Source organism: Luteimonas saliphila (assembly GCF_016774335.1).
GTDB classification, from domain to species: Bacteria; Pseudomonadota; Gammaproteobacteria; order Xanthomonadales; family Xanthomonadaceae; genus Luteimonas; species Luteimonas saliphila.
On the sequence record NZ_JAETWA010000024.1, the window covers coordinates 65489 to 86569 of the forward strand.

At 69.6% G+C, this 21081-nt stretch carries 14 protein-coding genes; 1 reads left to right on the forward strand and 13 read right to left on the reverse strand.

Features of this window, described 5'->3' with window-relative positions; all coding sequences use genetic code 11:
* Positions 1-135: 135 nt before the first annotated feature.
* The 11 genes from JMO03_RS05490 to ssb all read right to left on the reverse strand — a co-directional run bounded on the left by JMO03_RS05490 (position 136) and on the right by ssb (position 12089).
* A complete protein-coding gene (locus tag JMO03_RS05490) occupies positions 136-2055 on the reverse strand; it encodes a thioesterase domain-containing protein (RefSeq protein WP_202841168.1) in 1920 nt (639 codons plus the stop codon).
* A gap of 141 nt (positions 2056-2196) precedes the next feature.
* Entirely contained in the window at positions 2197-2904 is a 708-nt protein-coding gene (locus JMO03_RS05495; RefSeq protein ID WP_202841170.1) for a class I SAM-dependent methyltransferase, read from the reverse strand.
* Positions 2901-3302 (reverse strand): GtrA family protein, encoded by a 402-nt coding sequence (locus JMO03_RS05500; protein WP_202841180.1) that lies wholly within the window; start codon positions 3300-3302, stop codon positions 2901-2903. Before JMO03_RS05500 ends, JMO03_RS05495 begins: the two co-directional genes overlap by 4 nt.
* Positions 3299-4447, reverse strand: coding sequence for a glycosyltransferase (locus JMO03_RS05505; RefSeq protein ID WP_202841182.1), 1149 nt, complete (start codon positions 4445-4447; stop codon positions 3299-3301). Before JMO03_RS05505 ends, JMO03_RS05500 begins: the two co-directional genes overlap by 4 nt.
* A 52-nt stretch (positions 4448-4499) precedes the next feature.
* Complete coding sequence (locus JMO03_RS05510) at positions 4500-5759, reverse strand: DUF819 family protein (RefSeq protein WP_202841184.1); 1260 nt, start codon at positions 5757-5759, stop codon at positions 4500-4502.
* A gap of 118 nt (positions 5760-5877) precedes the next feature.
* Positions 5878-7956 (reverse strand): dipeptidyl-peptidase 5, encoded by a 2079-nt coding sequence (locus JMO03_RS05515; protein ID WP_202841186.1) that lies wholly within the window; start codon positions 7954-7956, stop codon positions 5878-5880.
* 226 nt (positions 7957-8182) lie between these two features.
* Positions 8183-9088, reverse strand: a complete 906-nt coding sequence (rfbD, locus tag JMO03_RS05520; protein ID WP_202841188.1) for a dTDP-4-dehydrorhamnose reductase — start codon at positions 9086-9088, stop codon at positions 8183-8185.
* The gene (gene rfbC, locus JMO03_RS05525; protein WP_202841190.1) at positions 9085-9642 is read right to left on the reverse strand and encodes a dTDP-4-dehydrorhamnose 3,5-epimerase; all 558 of its coding nucleotides are present in this window, start codon (positions 9640-9642) and stop codon (positions 9085-9087) included. Before rfbC ends, rfbD begins: the two co-directional genes overlap by 4 nt.
* Positions 9639-10526, reverse strand: a complete 888-nt coding sequence (rfbA, locus tag JMO03_RS05530; protein WP_202841192.1) for a glucose-1-phosphate thymidylyltransferase RfbA — start codon at positions 10524-10526, stop codon at positions 9639-9641. Before rfbA ends, rfbC begins: the two co-directional genes overlap by 4 nt.
* Positions 10523-11578, reverse strand: coding sequence for a dTDP-glucose 4,6-dehydratase (rfbB, locus tag JMO03_RS05535; protein ID WP_202841194.1), 1056 nt, complete (start codon positions 11576-11578; stop codon positions 10523-10525). Before rfbB ends, rfbA begins: the two co-directional genes overlap by 4 nt.
* Before the next feature lie 43 nt (positions 11579-11621).
* On the reverse strand, positions 11622-12089 hold the full coding sequence (gene ssb / locus JMO03_RS05540) for a single-stranded DNA-binding protein (RefSeq protein ID WP_202841196.1): 468 nt from the start codon (positions 12087-12089) through the stop codon (positions 11622-11624).
* A gap of 163 nt (positions 12090-12252) precedes the next feature.
* On the opposite strand from ssb, the gene JMO03_RS05545 reads away from it, so the two are divergent.
* Positions 12253-13248, forward strand: a complete 996-nt coding sequence (locus JMO03_RS05545; protein ID WP_202841198.1) for a polyprenyl synthetase family protein — start codon at positions 12253-12255, stop codon at positions 13246-13248.
* Positions 13249-13432: 184 nt separating this feature from the next.
* Here JMO03_RS05545 and JMO03_RS05550 read toward each other — a convergent pair whose 3' ends face one another.
* Together JMO03_RS05550 and JMO03_RS05555 are read right to left on the reverse strand one after the other, a co-directional pair.
* Positions 13433-17593: a hypothetical protein gene (locus JMO03_RS05550; protein WP_202841200.1), complete on the reverse strand. Its 4161-nt coding sequence runs from the start codon at positions 17591-17593 to the stop codon at positions 13433-13435.
* Positions 17594-17605: 12 nt separating this feature from the next.
* Positions 17606-20683, reverse strand: a complete 3078-nt coding sequence (locus JMO03_RS05555) for a hypothetical protein (RefSeq protein WP_202841201.1) — start codon at positions 20681-20683, stop codon at positions 17606-17608.
* Positions 20684-21081: the final 398 nt, after the last annotated feature.

A 21081-nucleotide genomic window follows, 5' to 3' on the forward strand; every position in this document is an offset into this window, starting at 1 on the left:
GCCGGGTCATCCAGGGCCACGGATCTGTGCCTGGCGCTTCCGCGCCCCCCGGTAGCGCCCACCAAGGGCTTGCGAAACCTTCTTTCGCGGGTGTCTTCGGGAATCCCCGGGCGGCCTGGCGGCTTCCGGCGCGAGCTATGGCGATCCGCCCGGGGAGTCGCCCGGAGTCGGGTCCCCGCCGCGTACCGGACGCTCGGATGCAGCGGCCAAGGAGGCGATCGCCGCGAGCACCAGCAGCGGGAAGGCAGCCTGCAGATACTGGTGGTTGAGCGCAGGAAACGAAGACAGGTCCACCAGAGCCAATAGCAGCGCGCGACTGGCCACCAGGCCCCACCCTGTCGCCGCCAGCACCAGCAAGACGCCGAGCCGGCGCTGCCCGAAGGCCCGCAGCAGTGCCCAGGCGAAGGCGAGCAGTCCGGCGCCGGCCAGCCAGGGCAGCCCCCGCTCGTAGGCCAGCCACACCCCACGCTTGACCGTAGCCGACCAGGCGGGCGCCACGGCCTGAGGCGGGATGGCTTCCAGACCATCGAGGTACAACTGCGCGCCACCGAGACTGAACGCACCTGGCGTCGCCTCCACCGCCGACAGCGCGAGCCTGCCCGCGCCGGGCAGTTCGATGTCGCAATCCGGGCCCGGAGGCCTGAACCGGAAGCGGTTGTGGACCGTCGTCGGATCGTCCAGGTGCGCTGCGACATCGGGACTGGGCAGGCGGTCGATCGCGATGATGCGATCGTCGGCGCCGCAACGCCCCCGGATCCACCCCCCATGCGGATCGCGCATCCAGCCGACGGCGCGGTCCCCCAGGGCCTCGGCCTTGTCCGGCACGCGCGGGCCGCCGACGAAACGCCACATGTCCGCGTTGCCGGGATGGTCGAGATGGCTGCGGAACGGTGCCTCCTGCACCCCTTGCCAGGACAGCAGGCCAGCAGCGGTCCGCAGCCGTCCGGGCAGGCTCCGCCACTGCTCTGCGGTGGCCGCCGGCATCAATTGGAGCAGCGGGCGCTTACAGGTCAGTCGGCCGTCCTCACAGGCCCGGCGCACTTCGTCGGCCAGTCCTGCGTAGAACGCGTCGGCCGTCGGTGCGGACGCGTGTGCGCCCACCGAGGCTGCCGCATCGCGCAAGGCCCACAGGAACCAGCCACCGGCGTAGTCGCCACAGGTCTGTCCGTACAGCGTGCAACCAGGGCGGAGCCAGAACCGATCGCCCTCTTCCAGCGCGGGCCGCAGTCGCGCGAACGAAGGGCTGACGGCGTACACGGCCTCGCGCACCCGCTCCGGAACCGGCACGAAGGGCACCACGTCTCCCTCACGTACGCCCTGCAGCGCGCCCAGGGCATCGCTGAATGCCGGGCTCTTGAGTTCGACCGTCGTGAACGCGCCGTACTTGAGGCCGTTGGTCGTGGCCACCAGCGACAGCCAGGCAAGGGTCGCCAGCACCGTCCAGGCGCAGGCGGCAAGCACCGAGCGCCGCTGCGCACGGTCGCGCCAGGCCCAGCCCGCGCCCGCGAGAAGCAACAACGCGACGCCGGGCAGCATCCAGATGCCGTCTTCGCGAGTGGTCCAGAACCAGCCCAGCGTAACTCCGGCTGCGCTGGCCCAGGCCAGACGCGCCCTGGGTGAGCGCGCCACCCAGACCGCCTGCAGCACACACGCCAGCACCAGCAGCGCCTGCGAGGCGGAGAGGTTGTCGCGCAACACCCGCGTCCACGTCATCGCAGCCGGATGCCACTGCATGGCGACGACCAGGAGCAGCGACAACCCAGGCCTGTCACTGACGCGATAGATGGCGTGGCCCAGAAGAAGGCACGCGACCGAGTACAGCAACGCCTGCGAAGTGGCTACCGACAGTCCCAGCCCGTGGTTGACGGCGAGGAACAGCGGGTAACCAGGGCCCTTGATCAGCGTGTGCTGGTCGTAGCCGCCAAGCCAGCTGCCGCTTGCGATCGCCCTGGCCCGCAACCAGAACCAGGCATCGTCGTGCCCTGCGCCTGAGAGGATCGCGATCGGCAGGTTCGACACCAGCCCCACGAACAGCAGCGACGAGGACAGTGCCACCAGCACCGCGATCCATGCGCGCCTGTCGCCCCGCCACGATCCTTCCCGCACGCGCCAGCCTCCGTATGCCCGGGCAAAGCGTAGCGCATGCGCTCGCCCTGCGGCGCCCCCGGGCGCGCGCGGACCCGCCGGTCCTGATTGCTACGACTCCGCGCCCCGGGCCTGGGGCTTGCGCAGCACCAGCAGCAGGTTGCTCGGCCACATGCCCAGCGAGACGCTGTCGACCCGCCAGCCATCGAGTCCCAGCCCGCGGCAGATCGCCTCGAGCTCGCTGCGCCCCAGCAGGTTGAGATTCTCCTCGAGCGCGAGGGCGTGGTGCCCCAGCCGCCGCAGCAGGGCGCGGAAGCGGGGCTTGGGCAACCAGTGCACCAGCGGCAGCACCGTATGGAACTCGATCGGGAACCAGCGGTTCGGAGTTGTGGCGAACACGCCCTTGCGGCAAACGCGATGCAACTCGGAGACGAAGTCCGCCTGCCGGGCCGAGGAGCCCACATGCTCCAGCACCGCGCTCGAATGCACCCAGTCGTAGCTGCCATCGGCAAACGGCAGGTCGCGGCCGTCGGCTTGGACGAAGCGCACGCCCGGATACTGCTGTTCGAGGAAGGAGGCATCGTCGATGCCGCAGGCGGTGATCCGGTGCTTGTGCGGATGCCAGGCCTCCAGGTAGTTGGAGGCCAGCTGGTCGCGATCGCTGGTCACGCCGACATCGAGGATGCTGTCTTCGGCCTGCACCCCTTCGGCCAGGAAGCGCGCGTACATCCTGCGCCGCACATGCGTCGAGATCCGGTCGGTCAGGCTGCCCGCCCGGGCGACGTTGTACTGCGCGTTGACCTGCCTGCCACCGCTCATGGGCGCTTCCCCGGACGGAACACGAGGTACGACAGCGCCAGGTACGACACGACGATCACCACCGAGCCGGAGACGATGAAATTGACCTCGTCGGCGAGTCCCACTCGCCGCCCGAGGCGCGCGAGCAGGCCGATCGCGACCGCATTGAACGCCTGCAGCACGCAGTAGCGGGCGAGCGACGGCAGCGCGGCGCCGCGGTCGCGAAAGGTGAAGTGCTTCTGCAGCAGGAAGGTCGGCGGGATCGACAGCAGCACAGCGACGAAGGCCGCCAGGCCGGCTCCGACACCGGGGATCCTCACCAGCAGCATTGAAAGCGCGTAGTACAGCGCGAATCCGGTGGCACCGGACAGCAGGAAGGTGAACTTGCGCCGCAGGGACTCGCGCGCGGCAGGAGTCATCGCCGCGCGTCCGGCAAGCGCAGCGCCTCGAGGAAGAACGCGGCCAACGCCAGTTCGCCTCCTATTCCCATCAGCGTGACCGAGGGAATCACCCAGCGCATCGTCTGGCGCGGATCGAGCTCCCCGAACCCCTGGCCCGACCAAAGCCATACCGCGTACAGCGACATCGCCACGCCGGTCAGGAACAGCAGCACCGCCGCCACTAGGCAGCGTTCCAGCGTCAGCGCGGCCTGCAGGTGGCTGGCGGTCCCGGCATCGGGCAGCCAGCCGTTGCGTATGCCCATGAGCCGGGTCAATACTGCGAACAGCAGCATCTGCACGCCCAGCACCAGCGCCGCGCCGGCGTAGGACAGGGTATGGATGTCGAGGTTGACGCCGCCGATCTCCAGGCTATGCACCCCGATCACCAGCATCGCCAGGGCGCCCAGCGCGACCAGGGCGAAGCCCGGCACCAGGAACAGCCAGCGCGGGCTGTGCACCAGCAGAAAGCGCAGGTGGCGCCAGCCGTCGCGCCAGGTGCGCAGGTGCGGTGGTCGCGAACGGCCGTCCGGGCGCAGCGTAGTGGGCACCTCGTCGATGCGGTACCCGGCCAGCGAGGCCTTGACCACCATCTCGCTCGCGAACTCCATGCCGGGCGTCGCCAGCCCCAGTGCCAGGATGCGCGCGCGGTCGAAGCCTCGCAGTCCGCAATGGAAATCGCGCGCCTTGACCCCGAAGAAGAGCCGCCCGAGGAAGCTCAGCACCGGATTGCCGACGTAGCGATGAAGGAAGGGCATCGCGCCCGGCGCGATCCCACCGCGAAAGCGATTGCCCATCACCAGGTCGCTGCCCCGCCGCAACTGCTCGACGAACGGCATCAGCCTCGAGAAATCGTAGGAATCGTCGGCATCACCCATGACGACGAACCGGCCACGCGCGGCCTCGATCCCGCCGGCGAGCGCGGCGCCGTACCCCTTGCGCGGCACGTCGACGACGCGAGCACCAGCCTCGCTGGCGATGCGTTGCGAACCGTCGGTGCTGCCGTTGTCGGCGACCAGCACTTCTCCCCGCACTCCCGACTCGGCCAGAAACGCGCGCGCCTTGCCTATGCAGGTGGCGAGCGTCTCCGCCTCGTTGAGGCACGGCATGAGGATCGTCAGTTCCACTGCTCTGCGCAGCTCCGTTTCACGGCCAGGTGCAGCCGCGCAGGATACAGCCTCAACCGCCGGCCATCACCCGCAGGATCTGTCCGGTTCCGTACGCCACGACGGTACCGGTCGCATATCCGACGGTGCCCAGCAGCACGCCCACCGGCGCCAAGGTCGGGTGGAAAGCGGCCGCGACCACCGGCGCCGACGCGGCGGCGCCGACATTGCCCTGCGAGCCCACCGCCATGTAGAACAACGGCGCCTTGACCAGCCTGGCCGCGAACCACAGCACGCCCACGTGCACCAGCATCCAGATCAGGCCGATCAGGATCAGTTCGAGCCGGTCGAACAGCTTGGTGAAATCCATCTGCATGCCGATGCAGGCGATCAGGAAGTACAGGCAGGCCGTGCCGATCTTCGACGCACCGGCATCCTCCAGCCTGCGTACGCGGGTGAAACTCAGGCCCAGGCCAGCGGCCGTGGCCAGCAGTACGACCCAGACGAAGCCGGAGTCGAGGCTGAAGCGCGACGCATTGGCCACATTCGCGCCGAACCACGCCGCCAGCGGCGATGCGAGCGCATGCGCCAGGCCGACGATGCCGAAGCCGACGCCGATGATCACCATCAGGTCGGTCAGCGTGGGGATGCGGGCGTTCGCGGCTTCGTACGCCGAGATGCGCGCCTGCATGTCGTCGATGGCCGTCGTGTCGGCGCCGCTGGCGGCATCGATCTGCGCCGAGCGGTTGGCGAGGAACAGCCATGTCGCCAACAGCATGCTGGCGATCGCGACATCGACCACCGCGAACTGGCCGAACAGCGTCGCATCGACTTCGTACACCTCGCGCATCGCCACCATGTTGGCCCCGCCGCCGATCCAGCTGCCGGCGAGCGCCGCCATGCCCTTCCAGGTATCGCCGGCCACCGCCGCAGGCCATACCCATTCCATCAGCTGGAACGAGACGATGGCGCCGAGCACGATGCCGATCGTCGCCATGCAATAGACGAACAACAGGCGCGGGCCGAGCTTGAGGATGCCCTTGAGGTCGATCGACAGCGTCAGCAGCACCAGCGCCGCCGGCAACAGCACGCGGCTGGCGATGGGGTTGTACAACGCACTGTTCTCGCCATCGATCAGCCCGACGGTGTTGTAGAACGCGGGAATGAAATAGCACAGCAACAACGCAGGTACCCACGCGAAGAACTTCTTCCAGAACGGCGTCGGCCCGCTGGCCAGCCAGAACACCAGCCCCAGCGTGGCCGCGATGAGGCCGAACACGACGATGTCGTTCTCGATCAGTGCCGCGGAGGTGTCGATGGTTGCGATGGCCATGCTGGGTTCCTGGGACGACCTTGTGTTCCGTGGGAGCGGGCCACGCCCGCGACGCTCCTCCTATCCGCCACCATCCGCGGGAAGGCTTCGCGGGCATGCCCGCCCCTGCACGAGGGTGTTACTGGCCGATGTGCTGCTTCAGCCAGGCGTTGACGGTGTCATGCCACAGGATGCTGTTGTGCGGCTTGAGCACCCAGTGGTTCTCGTCCGGGAAGTACAGCAGCTTCGACTCGATCCCCTTGCGCTGCAGCGCGGTGAACGTCGACAGGCCCTGGTCGACCGGCACGCGGTAGTCCTTCTCGCCCTGCACCACCAGCATCGGCACCCGCCACTTGGCGACGTGGTTCACAGGGTTCCACTTCTCGTAGGCCTGCGGCTTGTCGAACGGCGTGCCACCGTTCTCCCATTCGGTGAACCACAGCTCCTCGGTGACGTAGCCCATCGAGCGGGTGTCGAACACGCCGTCGTGGTTGACCAGGCACTTCCAGGGCGAGCTTCCGTCGCGCTCGAACCAGTTGCCGGCGATCCAGTTGACCATGTAGCCGCCGTAGCTGGCGCCAAGCGCACAGGCACGGTCGCCGTCGAGGAACTCGTACCGCTCCAGCGCCGCCTCCCAGCCCTGCTGCAGGTCGACCAGCGGCTTGCCGCCCCAGTCGCCGCTGATGGCATCGGTGAACGCCTGACCGTAACCGGTCGAACCGTGGAAATCGATCATCACCACCGCATAGCCCTGGCCGGCATAGGTCTGCGGGTTCCAGCGGTAGCTCCAGCCGTTGCCGAAGCTGCCCTGCGGGCCGCCGTGGATCAGGAAGGCGACCGGGTACGAATGCCCCTCCACGTAGTTCCAGGGCTTGACCACGTAGCCGTGCACACGCTCGCCATCGGCGCCGCGGAAGGCGAACTGTTCGAAGCCGCCGAAGTCGACGTCGGGCAGGCGTTCGGCCGCGGTCGGGGTGATGGCGCGCAGGCCCTGTCCATCGGGCGACGCGGCGTACAGCACGTCGCCGGTGTCGAGCGCGTTGCGAGTCAGCACCAGCGATTGGCCGGCGACCTCGTAGGCCGAGACGCTGCCGTCGCCGACCAGTTCGGTCACCTCGCCGCTGGCGACGTCGACCCGGAACAGCGGGTATGTGCCCATGCTTTGCGCCGCCGCATAAAGCGAAGCGCCGTCGGGCGAGGGCTTCAGGCTGCTCGGCGAACGGTCCCAGCCCGGCGCGATCTCGCGGGTCCGTCCGCTGGCGACGTCCATCGCCATGATCGCGTAGCGGTCGGCCTCGAAGCCGGGGCGCTTCATCGCCCGGTAGTACAGCGTGCTGCCGTCGGCACTGAACACCGGGCCGGCGTCCCAGGCCTTGTTGGCCTCCGTCAGGTTCACCGGCGCGCCGCCGGCGACCGGCAGCCGGTAGAGGTCGAAATTGGTCGACCAGGGTTCCTCGCGCCCGGCCACGCGAATGCTGGCCACCACGCTGCCGCCATCGGGCGCCCAGGTGTAGTCGCCCGCGTCGCCGAAGGGTTTCGACGGCACGTCGCCATCGAGCGCGTGGCTGATGCCGCGCGCCGCAGCCACCGGTTTCGCTGCGGCATCGCCCGGCAGGTCCGCCACGAACAGCCGGCTGCGGCGGCCGTCCTTCCAGGTGTCCCAGTGGCGCACGAAGAGCTGTTCGTAGACCACGCCGCTGGCCTTGGCCCCCTTGCGTTCGTCCAGACGCTTCTGGGTGCAGGCGAAGTCGTCCGCACAGTCGGCGAACGTCTCGGCGCTGAAGGCGATGCGGCGGCCGTCTGGCGAGAGCCGGTAGCTGCCCACGTCGAGCGCGAACCCCGTCAACCGGCGCGGTTCGCCACCAGCGACCGGCATCGCGTACAGCTGCTGCGAACCATTCTTCGCACTGAGGAAGTACAGGGTCGACCCGTCCGGCGAGAATGCCGGCGCGCTCACGCTCCAGCCCTCGGGCGTGATCCTGCGTGGCGGCGCCATGTCGCGGGTCACCAGGTTACGCACGTAGACGGCGGTGGTGGCCTTGAGGTCGGCATCCACGCTGCGCTGGAGGAATGCCGCGACGCGGCCATCGGGCGACAGCGCCGGGGACGAGACCCGGTCGAGCCGGACCAGGTCGCGCACGTCGAAACCGCGCGCATCGGCCACCGCCGGCAGCGCGGTCAGCAGGCACATCGGCAACAGGGCGTGTCGCAGCATCATCGGGCCACTCCGGACGGGAAAGGCCCGATGGTAGGCGCTCGGGTGGATGCGGCGCAAAGGCCATGCGGCAGGTGCGGGAGGCAAGCGCAGTGGTCGCTGACAGGGGCGGAGCTTCCGTTGCCGTAGCGATCATCGGTACGACAGCGCAATCATCCCCCGGCAGCCGCGACAGACCCGCTGACCGCCCGTCCCGTTCCGGCCGTCGTCCGGACCACCCGGCCGCTCGCTAGTGCGCCAAAGCGCCCTCGCCGTCCAACGTCCGCGCCAGCGCGTCCCGCCATGCGGGCAGTTCGATCCCGAAGGAGCTCGAGAGCAGGGTCGTGTCGAGGCAGGAATACGCTGGCCGCTTCGCGGGTGTGGGATATTCGCTCGTGGCAATGGGAACCACGCGCGGCTTGCGCGCGATCATTGCGCGCGCGTGTGCCTCGTCGACGATGGCTTCGGCAAATGCGTGCCAGGAGGTTTCCCCGTTCGCGGTCAGGTGCCAGGTGCCCGAGCCGGGAAGCCCGCGGGCCAGGATCTTGGCGGTGACATCGGCGATGAGCGACGCGGGCGTCGGCGTGCCGGCCTGGTCGGACACCACGCGCAGCTCGTCGCGCTCCCTGGCCAGGCGCAGCATGGTCAGCATGAAATTGCTGCCGTGCAGTCCGTAGACCCAAGCCGTGCGGAAGATCATGTGTCGCGCGCCGCTGGCCCGGACTGCCTCCTCGCCTGCGAGCTTGCTGGCGCCATAGACGCCGAGCGGCGCGGTGGGGTCGTCCTCGCGGTATGGTCGCGCGCCGGTGCCATCGAATACGTAATCTGTCGAGTAATGCACCAGCAGCGCGTCGCGTCGGGCGCAGGCACGCGCGAGCTCCGCCGGCGCCTCGGCGTTGGCGCGGAACGCGACCTCGGGTTCGGACTCGGCCTTGTCCACGGCGGTGTACGCGGCGGCGTTGACCACGATGTCCGGCGCGATCCGCTCAACCAGCGGCGGCAACGATGCCGGCTCGTCGAAATCGGCGACTTCACAGCGATCCGCCCCGGGCAGGATGCCGCTGCGCGTGGTGCAGACCACCTCGCCGAGCGGGGCGAGCGCACGGCGCAGCTCGTGGCCGAGCTGCCCGTTCGCTCCCAGCAGCAACAGCCTCACGGCACCAGGAGCGGCAAGCGCTCCTGCGGCACGTCCGCCAGGAGCGGCGCACTTGCGTCCTTGCCCGACAGGCCCGGATCGGCGACCGGCCAGTCGATCGCGAGGTCGCCGTCGTTCCAGCGGATGTTGGCGTCCGCGGCCGGGTCGTAGGTCGCGGTGCACAGATAGGTGAACAGCGCGTGTTCGCTCAGCACGACGAAGCCGTGCGCGAAACCCTCCGGGATCCAGAAATGCCGTTTGTTGTCCGCGCTCAGCACCACCGCGGTCCACCTGCCGAAATGCGGCGAACCGCGACGGATGTCGACCGCCACGTCCCACACCTCGCCTTGCAGCACGGACACGTACTTGCCCTGCGGGTTCGGCCACTGGTAATGCAGGCCGCGCAGCACGCCGCGCACCGAAGACGACACATTACCCTGCACGAAGTCCGGCGCCAGCCCGTGGGCCGCGAGCTTGTCGCGGTTGAACGATTCGAAGAAAAACCCCCGATCGTCGCCGAAGACCTGCGGCTCGATCACGACGCAACCCGGCAGCTCCGTCTCGACCAGCTTCATGGCACGTATCCGCGATCGCCCAGGGCGAGCAGGTACTGGCCGTAGCCGTTCTTGGACAGCGGCTTGGCCAGCGCCTCGAGCTGCGCCTCGTCGATCCAGCCGTTGTTCCAGGCGATCTCTTCCGGGCAGCACACGCGCAGCCCCTGGCGCGCCTCGATGGTCTCGATGTAGTTGGACGCCTCCAGCAGGGATTGGTGGGTGCCCGTGTCGAGCCAGGCATAACCACGGCCCAGGCGCTCGAGGTGCAGTTCGCCCTGGTCGAGGTAGCAGCGGTTTAGGTCGGTGATCTCGAGTTCGCCGCGCGGGGAGGGTTCCAACGACGAGGCGAATTCGCTGGCGCGTCCATCGTAGAAGTACAGGCCCGTCACCGCATAGTTCGAACGCGGTTCGGTCGGCTTCTCCTCCAGCCCGATCACCCGACCGACGTCGTCGAACTCGGCCACGCCGTAGCGTTCGGGATCCGAGACCCAGTAGCCGAACACGGTCGCGCCGGTTTCGCGCGCGTCGGCGCGCTTGAGCATCGCGGTCAAACCCGGCCCGTGGAAGATGTTGTCGCCCAGCACCAGGCAGCTCGGGGCGCCATCGAGGAACTCCCGGCCGATGAGGTACGCCTGGGCGAGCCCGTCCGGGCTGGGCTGCACCGCGTACTCGATCTTCATGCCCCATTGCGTGCCGTCGCCCAGCAGCGCCTTGAACAGGGCCTGCTCGTGCGGCGTGTTGATGATCAGCACCTCGCGGATGCCCGCCAGCATCAGCACGCTGAGCGGGTAGTAGATCATCGGCTTGTCGTAGACCGGCAGCAGTTGCTTGCTGATCGCCTGGGTGATCGGATACAGCCGCGTCCCCGACCCGCCGGCGAGCACGATGCCCTTGCGGGCCGTCATGCCGCCACCCCGATCCGTTCCAGCCGATAACTGCCGTCGAGGACCCGGTTCACCCAGGCCTGGTTGGCGAGATACCAGTCCACCGTCTCCGCGATGCCGCGCTCGAACGTGTACTTCGGCTCCCAACCCAGCTCGTCGCGCAGCTTGGACGCGTCGATCGCGTACCGGCGGTCGTGGCCCGGGCGATCTGCCACGAAGGCGATCTGCGATTCGCGCGGCCTGCCGTCGTCGCGCGGGCGGCGCTGGTCGAGCAAGGCGCAGATGGCCTTCACCACCTCGATGTTCTGCTTCTCGGCGTTGCCGCCGACGTTGTAGGTTTCGCCCACCCGGCCCTTGGCCAGCACGGTGCGGATCGCCTCGCAGTGGTCGCTCACGAACAGCCAGTCGCGGACCTGCCTGCCATCGCCGTACACCGGCAGCGGCTCGCCCGCCAGCGCCTTGGCGATGACCAGCGGGATCAGCTTTTCCGGAAAGTGGAACGGGCCGTAGTTGTTGCTGCAGTTGGTGGTCAGCACCGGCAGGCCGTAGGTGTGGTGGAACGCGCGGACCAGGTGGTCCGACGCCGCCTTGGAGGCGGAATATGGCGAATTGGGTGCATAGGGCGTGGTTTCGGTGAATTTCCCGGTTTCGCCCAGCGTGCCGTAGACCTCGTCGGTCGACACGTGCAGGAAACGGAACGCGTCGCGTTCATCGCCTTGTAGCGACTTCCAGTGATCCCTGACCGACTCGAGCAGGGCGAGTGTGCCAACGACATTGGTCTGGACGAACGCCGCCGGGCCGTCGATCGAGCGGTCGACATGACTCTCCGCAGCGAAGTTCATCACCGCATCGGGACGATGCTCGGCCAGCAAGCGGGCAACGAGCGCGCGATCACCGATGTCGCCATGCACGAAAACGTGGTGCGGATTGCCCTTCAGGTCCGACAGAGTGTCGAGGTTGCCGGCGTACGTCAGGGCATCCAGATTGACGACGCGGACACCACGAGACACCGCATCCAGCACGAAATTGCCGCCGATGAACCCGGCGCCGCCGGTCACAAGCCAAGTCGGCACGAAACCTCCTGTTCTGTTCGATGGGGTCACTCGACGGTCGGCCTCAGAACGGGATGTCGTCGTCCGAGAAGTCGTCGACCGGCGCCTGCTGGCGGGCGGGTGCCGACTGCGAACGCGGTGCGGACTCCTGCCGCTGCGGGCGCGGTCCACGTTCCTGTGAACCACCCCCTCCCTCGCCACGACCGCCGAGCATCTGCATCTCGTCGGCGATGATGTCGGTGTAGTAGCGCTTCTGGCCGTCGTCGCCGGTGTGTTCGCTGTAGCTGATCCGGCCCTCGACGTACACCTGCGACCCCTTGCGCAGGTACTCGGCCGCGATCTCGCCGAGCTTGCCGAAGAAGGTCACCCGGTGCCACTCGGTCTTTTCCTGGTTGTTGCCGTCCCGGTCCTTGCGCACCGAGGTGGTGGCGAGGCTGATCTTGGTGACGGCCATGCCGCCCTGCGTGTACCTGGTTTCGGGATCGTTGCCGAGATTGCCGACAAGGATCGCCTTGTTGATGCCACGGGCCATTGCATTCCTCGGGTGTCGCCGGCAGAGCCCGGCGAGGGACATTGGATTATAGCGTCGGTCCCGCGACCGTCGGGACATCCCGGTAGCCGCCGTCGGATTTCGCCGCACCCGGGCCTCCACGCAGGCTCCGTATAATCGGCCGTTCATCTTCGACGGACCCCCCATGGCCGCCCCCACCCCAGCGCCGGTCCCCGGCCTCCCCGCGATCCAGGCGCTGGCCGCACCGGACATGGACGCGATCGATGCCTTGATCCGCCGTCGCCTGGCCTCGGACGTCGTCCTGGTCAACCAGATCGCCGAGCACATCGTCTCCGCCGGCGGCAAGCGCCTGCGGCCGATGCTGGTGGCGCTGGCCGGCCGGGCCACCGGACCGGTCACGCCGCAGCACCACCAGCTCGCCGCGATCGTCGAGTTCATCCACACCTCGACCCTGCTGCACGACGACGTGGTCGACGAATCCGACCTGCGCCGCGGCCGCAGCACCGCCAACGCACTGTGGGGCAACGCGCCGAGCGTGCTGGTCGGCGATTTCCTGTACTCGCGCAGCTTCCAGCTGATGGTCGAGCTCGACCGCATGGAGGTCATGCGGATCCTCGCCGACACCACCAACCGCATCGCCGAAGGCGAGGTCCTGCAACTGCTGCACGTGCGCAATCCCGACACCGACGAGGCCGCCTACCTCGACGTGATCGAGCGCAAGACCGCGGTGCTGTTCGCCGCCGGCACCCGGCTCGGCGCGCTCGCATCGGGCGCCGACGAGGCAACGCAGCAGGCGCTGCACGACTACGGGTTGCAGCTCGGCCATGCTTTCCAGATCGCCGACGACGTGCTCGACTACAGCGCCGACGCCGATGCGCTGGGCAAGAACCTCGGCGACGACCTCGCCGAAGGCAAGGCCACGCTGCCGCTGATCCATGCGATGGCGCATGCGGACGACGCCACGCGCGCGCGCCTGCGCGGCATCGTCGAACGCGGCGAGGTCGACGCGATGCCCGACGTGCTGGCCGCGATCGCGTCCGCCGGCAGCCTGGACTACAGCCTGCGACGCGCCGGCGAGTACGCAGCCGCCGCCGAAGCCGCGCTCGACGGGCTGCCACAGAACGACGCCGTGGCTGCGCTGCGCGGGCTGGCGCGCTACGCGGTGGCGCGCAGCGCCTAGGTCTTGCCGTCGGGGGAATGGGCGTCGACGGGCGCCGGAGCGTTCGCGCTCCAGCCCATCGCCGATCCGGTCACCGGCGTCACGGCACTGGCCGGAAGCGCTTCACGCCGGCCGATCCCCCGGAAGCGATGTTCCCGACGCACTGGGCAACTGCTTCCCGGATGCCCCTGCGGGCCGCGCCGGCTCACGCGTCCGGCAAGGCGAACACGTCGGCATAGACCAGGCGGCGCGCGAAGGTCTGGCTCCGGCTGCGCGCCCCCGGCTCAAGGTCGTCGGTCCGGAACCACTCGTACTCGCGCAGCGCGACGCGGAACGCGCCGGGCGCCAACGGCTCCGACAACGTGAGTTCGCCTTCCCAGACGCCGGGAGCCGACGGCTCCTGCAGCAGCAGGACGCGGGTCGATTCGATCCGCTGCCACGACAGCGGGTCGCCGGGGTCGCCGCCCGCGGTCAGGCGCTCGACCACCGCCTCGATCTCGTTCAATCCGTTGCTGCCCTCCACGTCGCGGAATCCGCTGCTGGCTTCCGAGGCGACGGGTGCCGGACCGGCCACCAGGATCCCGACGGTCGGCGCCGCCACCTGCAGCACCGCATGCCGGCGCGGCGGGATCTGGATGAAATCCGTGCGATGCACCGCCGACAGGTGCGCATCGTCGATCGAGTGCGGCTGGAACCGCGCCAACGCCATGCGGACGAACGGCCAGTAGGCATCGCCAGCGGCGATGCGCAGGTCGGCACGCCACAGCCGCCGCTGCTTGTCGAACACCGGTTCGTATCCGGCCACGGAGACTGTCTCGTTGCCCTCGCCGGGCAGCGTCAGGTTGCCACGCGTGTCCGCGGCTCCGACGAACGAGGACCCGCTGGCCTGTCCGCTGGCCGCGCGCCCGGACCAGACCGGATCCCCGCCCCAGACGGTGGCGAATCGCGCGCGCGGATCCTCCGGATCGGGGAACGGCTCGCCGTCCAGGAACACCACGCCGAGCAGTTCGCCGTCACCCGAGGAATACCAGGGGCGATCGAGATAGACGCGCAGGCCGACCTCGCGGGTACGTTCCAGCACCCCCGGCGTCCCCGGCGGCGTGTCCCAGTGGAACAGCGGCAGGGCGTACAGGAACTTCGGCGGCGCGGGGCGCGCCGTGTTCGGCACGTCGACCGCGACCGTCGCGCCCGCCAGCGTGGTGGCGTCGACGGTGTTGCTCGATGGCGGGAAATACTCGCGGAACCGGGTCATCGCCACCGGCGTGTAGGCGACCTTGTGGTAGCGGGTGTCGTGGAATTCCTGCCGCAGCAATGCGGTGGCCGGCGCCTGCCGATTGGCGTCGTGGAACGGCAGCGGCCCGGCCCCCTCCACCGGCACCGGGCTTTCGCCGACCATCGCGCCGCGCTCGTGCTGGCCGGGCTCCGGCATGTCCGGATCGTCGACCCAGTCGGTCCAGCGCGCGTCCAGCTGCAGGCGCCCGGTGCTGGCACGCTCGGCTTCGAACGTGCCGCCGATGTCGGCGCAGGTCCAGCCCACCGCGCGCTGCGGCAAGATGCTCGCGACCGCAGGCGCCGCGAGCGGCTTCTGCACCGCATGGACCATCACCAGCTCGCGCCATGGTAGGTGCGCCCAGTGGCGCCCCTTCTCGAACCTGCCGCGGACATCGGCCAGGTTGGAAGGTGCCTGCTGCTCGGTCCATTCCCAGACGCCGCGCTTGCCGATCTCGCTGCCGTCGAGCGCACTGTTGAACCGGACCACGGCGCGCTGCGCCGGCGCCAGTTGCACCGCAAGCACGCCGCTCCCCGGGCCACCGCCCGCCTCCGGCTGCCACGCCGGCTGCGCGGGCACCTGCCCTTGCGCGATCGCCTGCAGTTCGATCCGCAGGGGCAGCGCATCCGGCCATGCGCCGTCGAAGTCGATGCGCCGCATGCCGTCGACCGCGGTTTCACCCGGCAGGCCTTCGAACAGCACGCCGCGCGCCTGCGGATCGGGGAGATAGCGGACGGACACGTAGTCCGCCGGCTGGATCCACGGACTGCTTTCGCCGATCGCAGGGGGCGGCGCGCCGGACGGCGGTTCGACGTCCGGCAGCGCCTGCAGCGCATCGTCCTGGACGCTGTTCGATTCGCGTGCCGACAGCTGGTGGCTCGCCAGCGAGCCGTCGAAACCGCCACCGTCGATCGCGCCATGCAGTTCGGCCATCAGTTGCGCGGTCTTGGGCGGCGCGACGTGCCGCGCCGTCAGGCTGCGCGGCGGTCCGGAGGCCGGCGTGCGGATCACCATCCGTTCCAGCGACTCGCCTTCGATCGGCGCTTGCCGCAGCATCACCACCGGTGGTGCCACGGGTTCGTATCGCACCGCGGTGAATTCGTCCGTCACCGCCGGCCCGTCGTCCGCGAACGCGGGATCGTCCGGATCGACCACGCTGTTGCCGGCGAGATCGGCGACGCGGGCGCGCAGCCGGTACTTCCTGCCGAAGCGCAGCCGCGGCAGGCTGCCCGGTCGCGCCTTGAAGTCGGCCTCGATCCGGAACGGCGTCGCCGCCTCGTTCGCCGGATCCTCGTGGCTGTCGTCGGGCATGATCGCCAGGCCAGGCCGCGATGCGCACAGGCTCCAGCCGTCCCAGGTGAACAGCGTCTCGCCGATCCGCAGGCTGCGCGGCACCGACGGATCGCGCGGTTCGGTCGCGGCAAGCTGCACGAAGCCCTCGTCGCCGGCGCCTTCGGTCACGGGTCCGGGCTGCGCGTCCAGAAACCGGTACTGGCCGATGCGCTCGCACAGCGAACGCCAGTGTCCGGTCTTCGCATCGAACACGTCGATGCGATAGCCGCGCACCAGGTCCTCTGCATACAGTTCGTCGTCCGCCGGCGGCGGCGGATCGCCGACCGGTTGCGGCGGCGTCGAACCATCCAGCGCGACCACGTGCCGGTTCAATGCGCACGAGCGCAGGAACTGCCCCGCAAGCTCACCTGCGGCTTCGCGCCTGACCAGGGAAATTCCCGCGGTCCGCAGTGCCGGCAAGCCGGCTTCCCCCGCGGCGCCCGGCGGCCGGTCCGCCTTGTTCCCGAACCGGAAGAACCGCGTCGCCGCATTGCGCAGCTTGTTGGCGTCGGCGACGACGTCGTTCTGGACGATGCGGAAACGCGCGGCATCGTCCACCCGCAGGAAGCCGTCGACGATCTCCGGGGCCGACGGCCGCGGCGCGGCGACGAAGCGGCCGCTGCCGGCATCCGCCCGGAAGTGCGTGCGCGGGGACACCGGCGTGGTGCCCGGACTCCACGACACGCCCGTGGCGAGGACGCGGACCGTTCCCGAGGCGGGCAGCGTCTGCCCGTCGGGCAGACGCAGGTCGATCACCATCCCGAGCCGCCGCAACATCGCCGGGAAATCCCCGAGCGCGGCGATGGCCTGGTGGAAATCCCATTCCTCGGCGATCGCCGCCGCGTCCGGCAACGGCACGTCGTCGCCCGGGAACGGCCGCAGGAAGGCGTCGAGCGCGTCGAACGCGGCGCGCCTGGCCTGATGCTGCGCGGTCGCCGGCAGCGGCGGAATGAAGGCCTTGGGCACCTCGGGGACCACGGTGGATACCGGCGGCGTGACCGAGGTGTCGAACGACGGCGTCGGCAGCGGCGCGGACGTGGGCGGTTCCGGCTGCACCGGTGGCACCCCGCCCTCCGCCCACGGCGACGGCCAGCCGAACAGCTTGTGCAGCAGCCAGCGCAACGGGCGTAGCGGCCAGGTGAGGCAGCCGCAGCCGCCGGGCTGCGCGTCGTCGTCGGGAGCCGGCGGTTGCGGCCAGACGTCGGGCTGCTCCTCGACCGGAGGCGCGTCGGGATGCGGCACCGCCGCGGTGCCCGGCGTGACCCATTCCGGTTCCGGATCCGGAAGCCACGGCTCGGCCACCGCGGTGATGTCGGGATCGGCGGCAAGCACCTCCAACGCGGGCCGTTCGGCGCCGGCGCCGTAGGCCGGGTCGGCCGACGCGCGTCCATACAGGTCCGACAGCAGGTCGTGGACGGCCCACACCGGAAAGCTCTCGATCGGCGTCCCCCGGTAGTCGTCGAACCGGTACGGCCGCACCGGCGTATCGTCGCGGAACAGCGCCGACCACAGCGCCTGCTGGAGCGGATGGTCCCCCGCCACCACGTCCAGCGGCAGCGGCGCGCCGCCGTCGACTTCCGCCCGCCAGTCGATGGCGGCCACCCGGTCCGGCCATTGCAGCAGGTCCGGGTACAGCGACAGCGGCAGGCTGGCGGCGGCCGAATCCGTCCACAGCCGCGGCGACACCAGGACCGACAGCAGCGCCCTGCCATCGGCGTCGTAACCGTTCGGCAGCGCGGTGAAGATGAGGGTCTGTTTTTCCATGGCCTGCGCTCCTCAAACCGCTTCCGGCGCGAACGCCGCGCAGTACTCGTTCCATTGCGCCGGCGAGACCATCTGCGCGAACGCGGGATCGCTGCCTGCGAGCTTGCGCTCGACGCTGATGCTGACGCTGGTGCTGAAGAACGCGATCTTGATCTTCACCTTGACCGTGGCGGTGCCGTACAGGCTGCTGTCCTGACCGCCCTGCTTGGAGATGAACTTCAGCCCGACGTAGAGTTCGACCGAAACGGTGACGATGCCGAGCACGCTCAGCGAACCCGCCGCGCGGAAGTACGCCGACAGTTCGAAGCCGGTGGTGCTGCGCTTGTAGTACACGCCACCGGTGATCGAGGCCTTGCCGGCCGCGACGCCGAGGTTGATCGCGACCGCCGCGCCGAATTCCAGCGCCGCCTCGATGTTGGTGACCTCGCTGGTGCTCATCTCCAGCGCGAAGAAGCCGCCGCCGCCGAACGCCATCACCGTCAGCAGGAACGGATGGTCGCGTTCGCAGAAGGCGAAGCGCAGCCCGGCCGCACCGCCGACGAACGGCAGGTGGAAGCCGGCACCCAGGCTGATGTCCTGCAGCACGAAGATGCCGATGCCGATCATCGGCACGCCCAGCGAGTAACCGGCTTTCACGCCCTCGTCGGTGATGTCCAGGTAGGGCGGGTCGATGAACCCGTCGAGCGGGACGTACTCGCGGATCTTGTTGACGAACTCCAGGTCGCCCTTGAACACGATGTCGTCGAACTGCACCGACACGTCCAGCTTGCGTCCGCTGCCGGCGGAGAAGCGGACGTGGTCGAAACGCGCGCCGACCAGCGCCGTGTCCCCGGGCGGAAGCACGATCTCGAAGTCCTCGAGCTTGCCCGACACCTCGAAGACCGGTTCGCCGCCGTCCTGCGGCGTCGCGATCACGGCGTCGAGCGCGAACTGCGCGGAGGGACCGGGCAGGAAGATCGGCTGCTGTTGCAGTTCGGCGGCCGTAGCCTGCCAGCGGTAGCTGGTCTCGACCACCGGCTCCGGTCCGCTGCCGAGGTCGCGCTCGGTGCGGATCGAGCCCAGGCCGGGGACCCGTCCGCCGGCCTGGTCGGGCCAGGAGAACGGCACCTTGCGGAAGATCAGGTCCAGCGGCAGGCCGCCCAGGATCTTCACACCCTGGAAGATCGCTCCCGGATCGAAGCTGCCCGAGGCGAAGGCGTCGGCATCGCCGACCGGTCCGAACCTGCGCGAGACTCCCTGCGGGGTCAGGTCGGGAGCGACCAGCCCTCCGACCTTCTGCACGGGGAACGCGATCCCGGCATTGCCGCCGTCGATGCGCGCGAACACCTCGCCGGCGTTGCCGAACTGGCTTGCGGACGCGCCCAGATAAGCTTCATCGTAGCGGATCGTGCTGGCGCCACCGGCGCCGGTGACCTCGCGTACGGCCGGGATGATCACCCGGGCCGAGGCCAGGGCCGGCAGGAACCGCGGTGTTCCCGATGCCTTCAGCGCGCCCAGCGTCAGGCGCTCGGTGTCCAGCGCGGTGTCGCCGGGCGCCTGCGGCAACGCGTAGGCCAGCCGCTGCAGTTGCAGTTCGGAGCTGCGCTGGGCTTCCGGCACCGTCTGCAGCGGACCCGCGGCGCCGTTGTAGGCGTCGACGATCTGCTCGACGGGCGGATTCGCGATGCCTGAATCGAACACGAAGATCTGGCGCACCCCGAACCGGGTGCCGCGGCCTTCGCGGTCGGTGCCCTCGACGTCGAACACGACGTCCCGCTCCGGGCCGCCCTCCTCGTGCATCGGCCAGAAGGCCCGTTCGGGCGGATCCGGATCGTTTCCGTCGCCGGCGGGCGAGCCGTCCAAGTACCGCCGCGACGACAGGATCGGCGTCACCCGTGTGTGGAACGCGAGGTGCTTGAACGGGAAGTGGCGATGCCCGTAGTTCTTGACCGGTTCGCGGACGACGATGAACTCGCGCACCCGCAGATAGGCGTACAGGCCGGACGGATGCTCCGCGGCATGGCCGCTCGCGGCATGCGTCCACCCGCCGGGCGCCGCTGCCAGCTTGCGTTCGGCGATGCGGATCAGCGCGGCGCGGTGCCCGCAAGGAAACAGGAATCCCTTCCGCACCGTCTTGACGAACTGGTCGCGGCCCAGTGTCGCGCGGTGCTGCCAGCGCACCAGCGACAGATCCTGCACGTTCCACGCACCGTCGAGCCGCATCGATGCGCCGAACGCAGACAGGATCAACTGTTCGACCGCCACCGGCGCGTTGCCACGCAGACTGCGCTCGGATGTGATGCGCACCAGCTCGTGCCTGTCCTGGCGGGTCAGCGACGCGAGGAAGGGCGAGGGGCCGTCGGTCGGAACGGGCCCATCGCTGCCCGCGTGGTCCGGCGAATGCACCGCGCGCGCGGTGCGCTGCGAGGGCGCGCGCTCGTCGACCTCGCCATCGCTCCTGGAGACGACGCCCAGGCGTGTATGCCACAGCTCCGTCGCCCCGTCTACGCCGCCTGCGACCGGAACCGAGGCATGCGCCCAGCGCGCCTGCGGATGCGGCGACAGCACCAGTCGCCAGGGCGCTTCGATCGCCGTGAACTGCGACGACAGCCCGCCGAACCACGCGTCGGCGCCCGGCGCCGGCGCGGATGGTGGCGCGCCGCTGCGGTCGCGCACCAGCGGCGCACAGCGTGCGAGCGCTCCCAGCACCGCTTCCACCGAAAAATCCAGCGGCAGCAGTGCGGGAGCGAGATGGAACACCAGCCGGCTTTCGCCGGACAGCCGCGCAGCCACCGGTGGCGCGCCGACCTGGTCGTCGCTGGCGCCTTCCTTGAAGGCCTGCTCGACCACGTGCTGCGCGGGCAACCGCACGGCAACGAACGCGTCGCCGGCCCCCGCGGCCTGCAGGCGGTGCGTTCCGGCATCCAGCGCAAGGTTGTAGAACTCCAGCCCCAGCACCAGCAGATCGTCGGCGCGGACGACATCGGCGGTGAAGGACAGCCGCTGCCGCTGCAACGGCACCGGCGACGGGACCGGCGGCACCAGCACGCCGATCAGGATCTGCTGGGCGGTCGCGATCGCGCTGGAGACCAGGTTCGCGAGCGCGTTCATCGCCGCGTCTCCGTTGCCGGTCCGGTCGCGACGGGATCCTCACGATGGCAACGGGTCTGCGATGTCATGGCGGCCTCCTCGCTCTGGCGCGATCAAGGCGACCGGATGCGCATGCGCATCGGAGGCCGACGTCGCCGTCGGCCGCTATGGCGCCCCCTGAATCGCCAGACGCGCTGCCAAGGAAAGATGGCGCGCCGGTGGCCCTACATCAATTGGGAACGCAATGCCTGGCCGCGATCGGACACGCCTGGCGCCTGGGAAATGTGCCGGGTTTCGCAATATCGCCCGTTTCCCCTGCCCACGGCCGCTCGGGCCGGCTCGTGCTCCGACCGCCGGGAAACCGCCGTCGATGACAAGTCGTGCATCGACCCGAACGCGCGGCCGGATTACGGCGGATG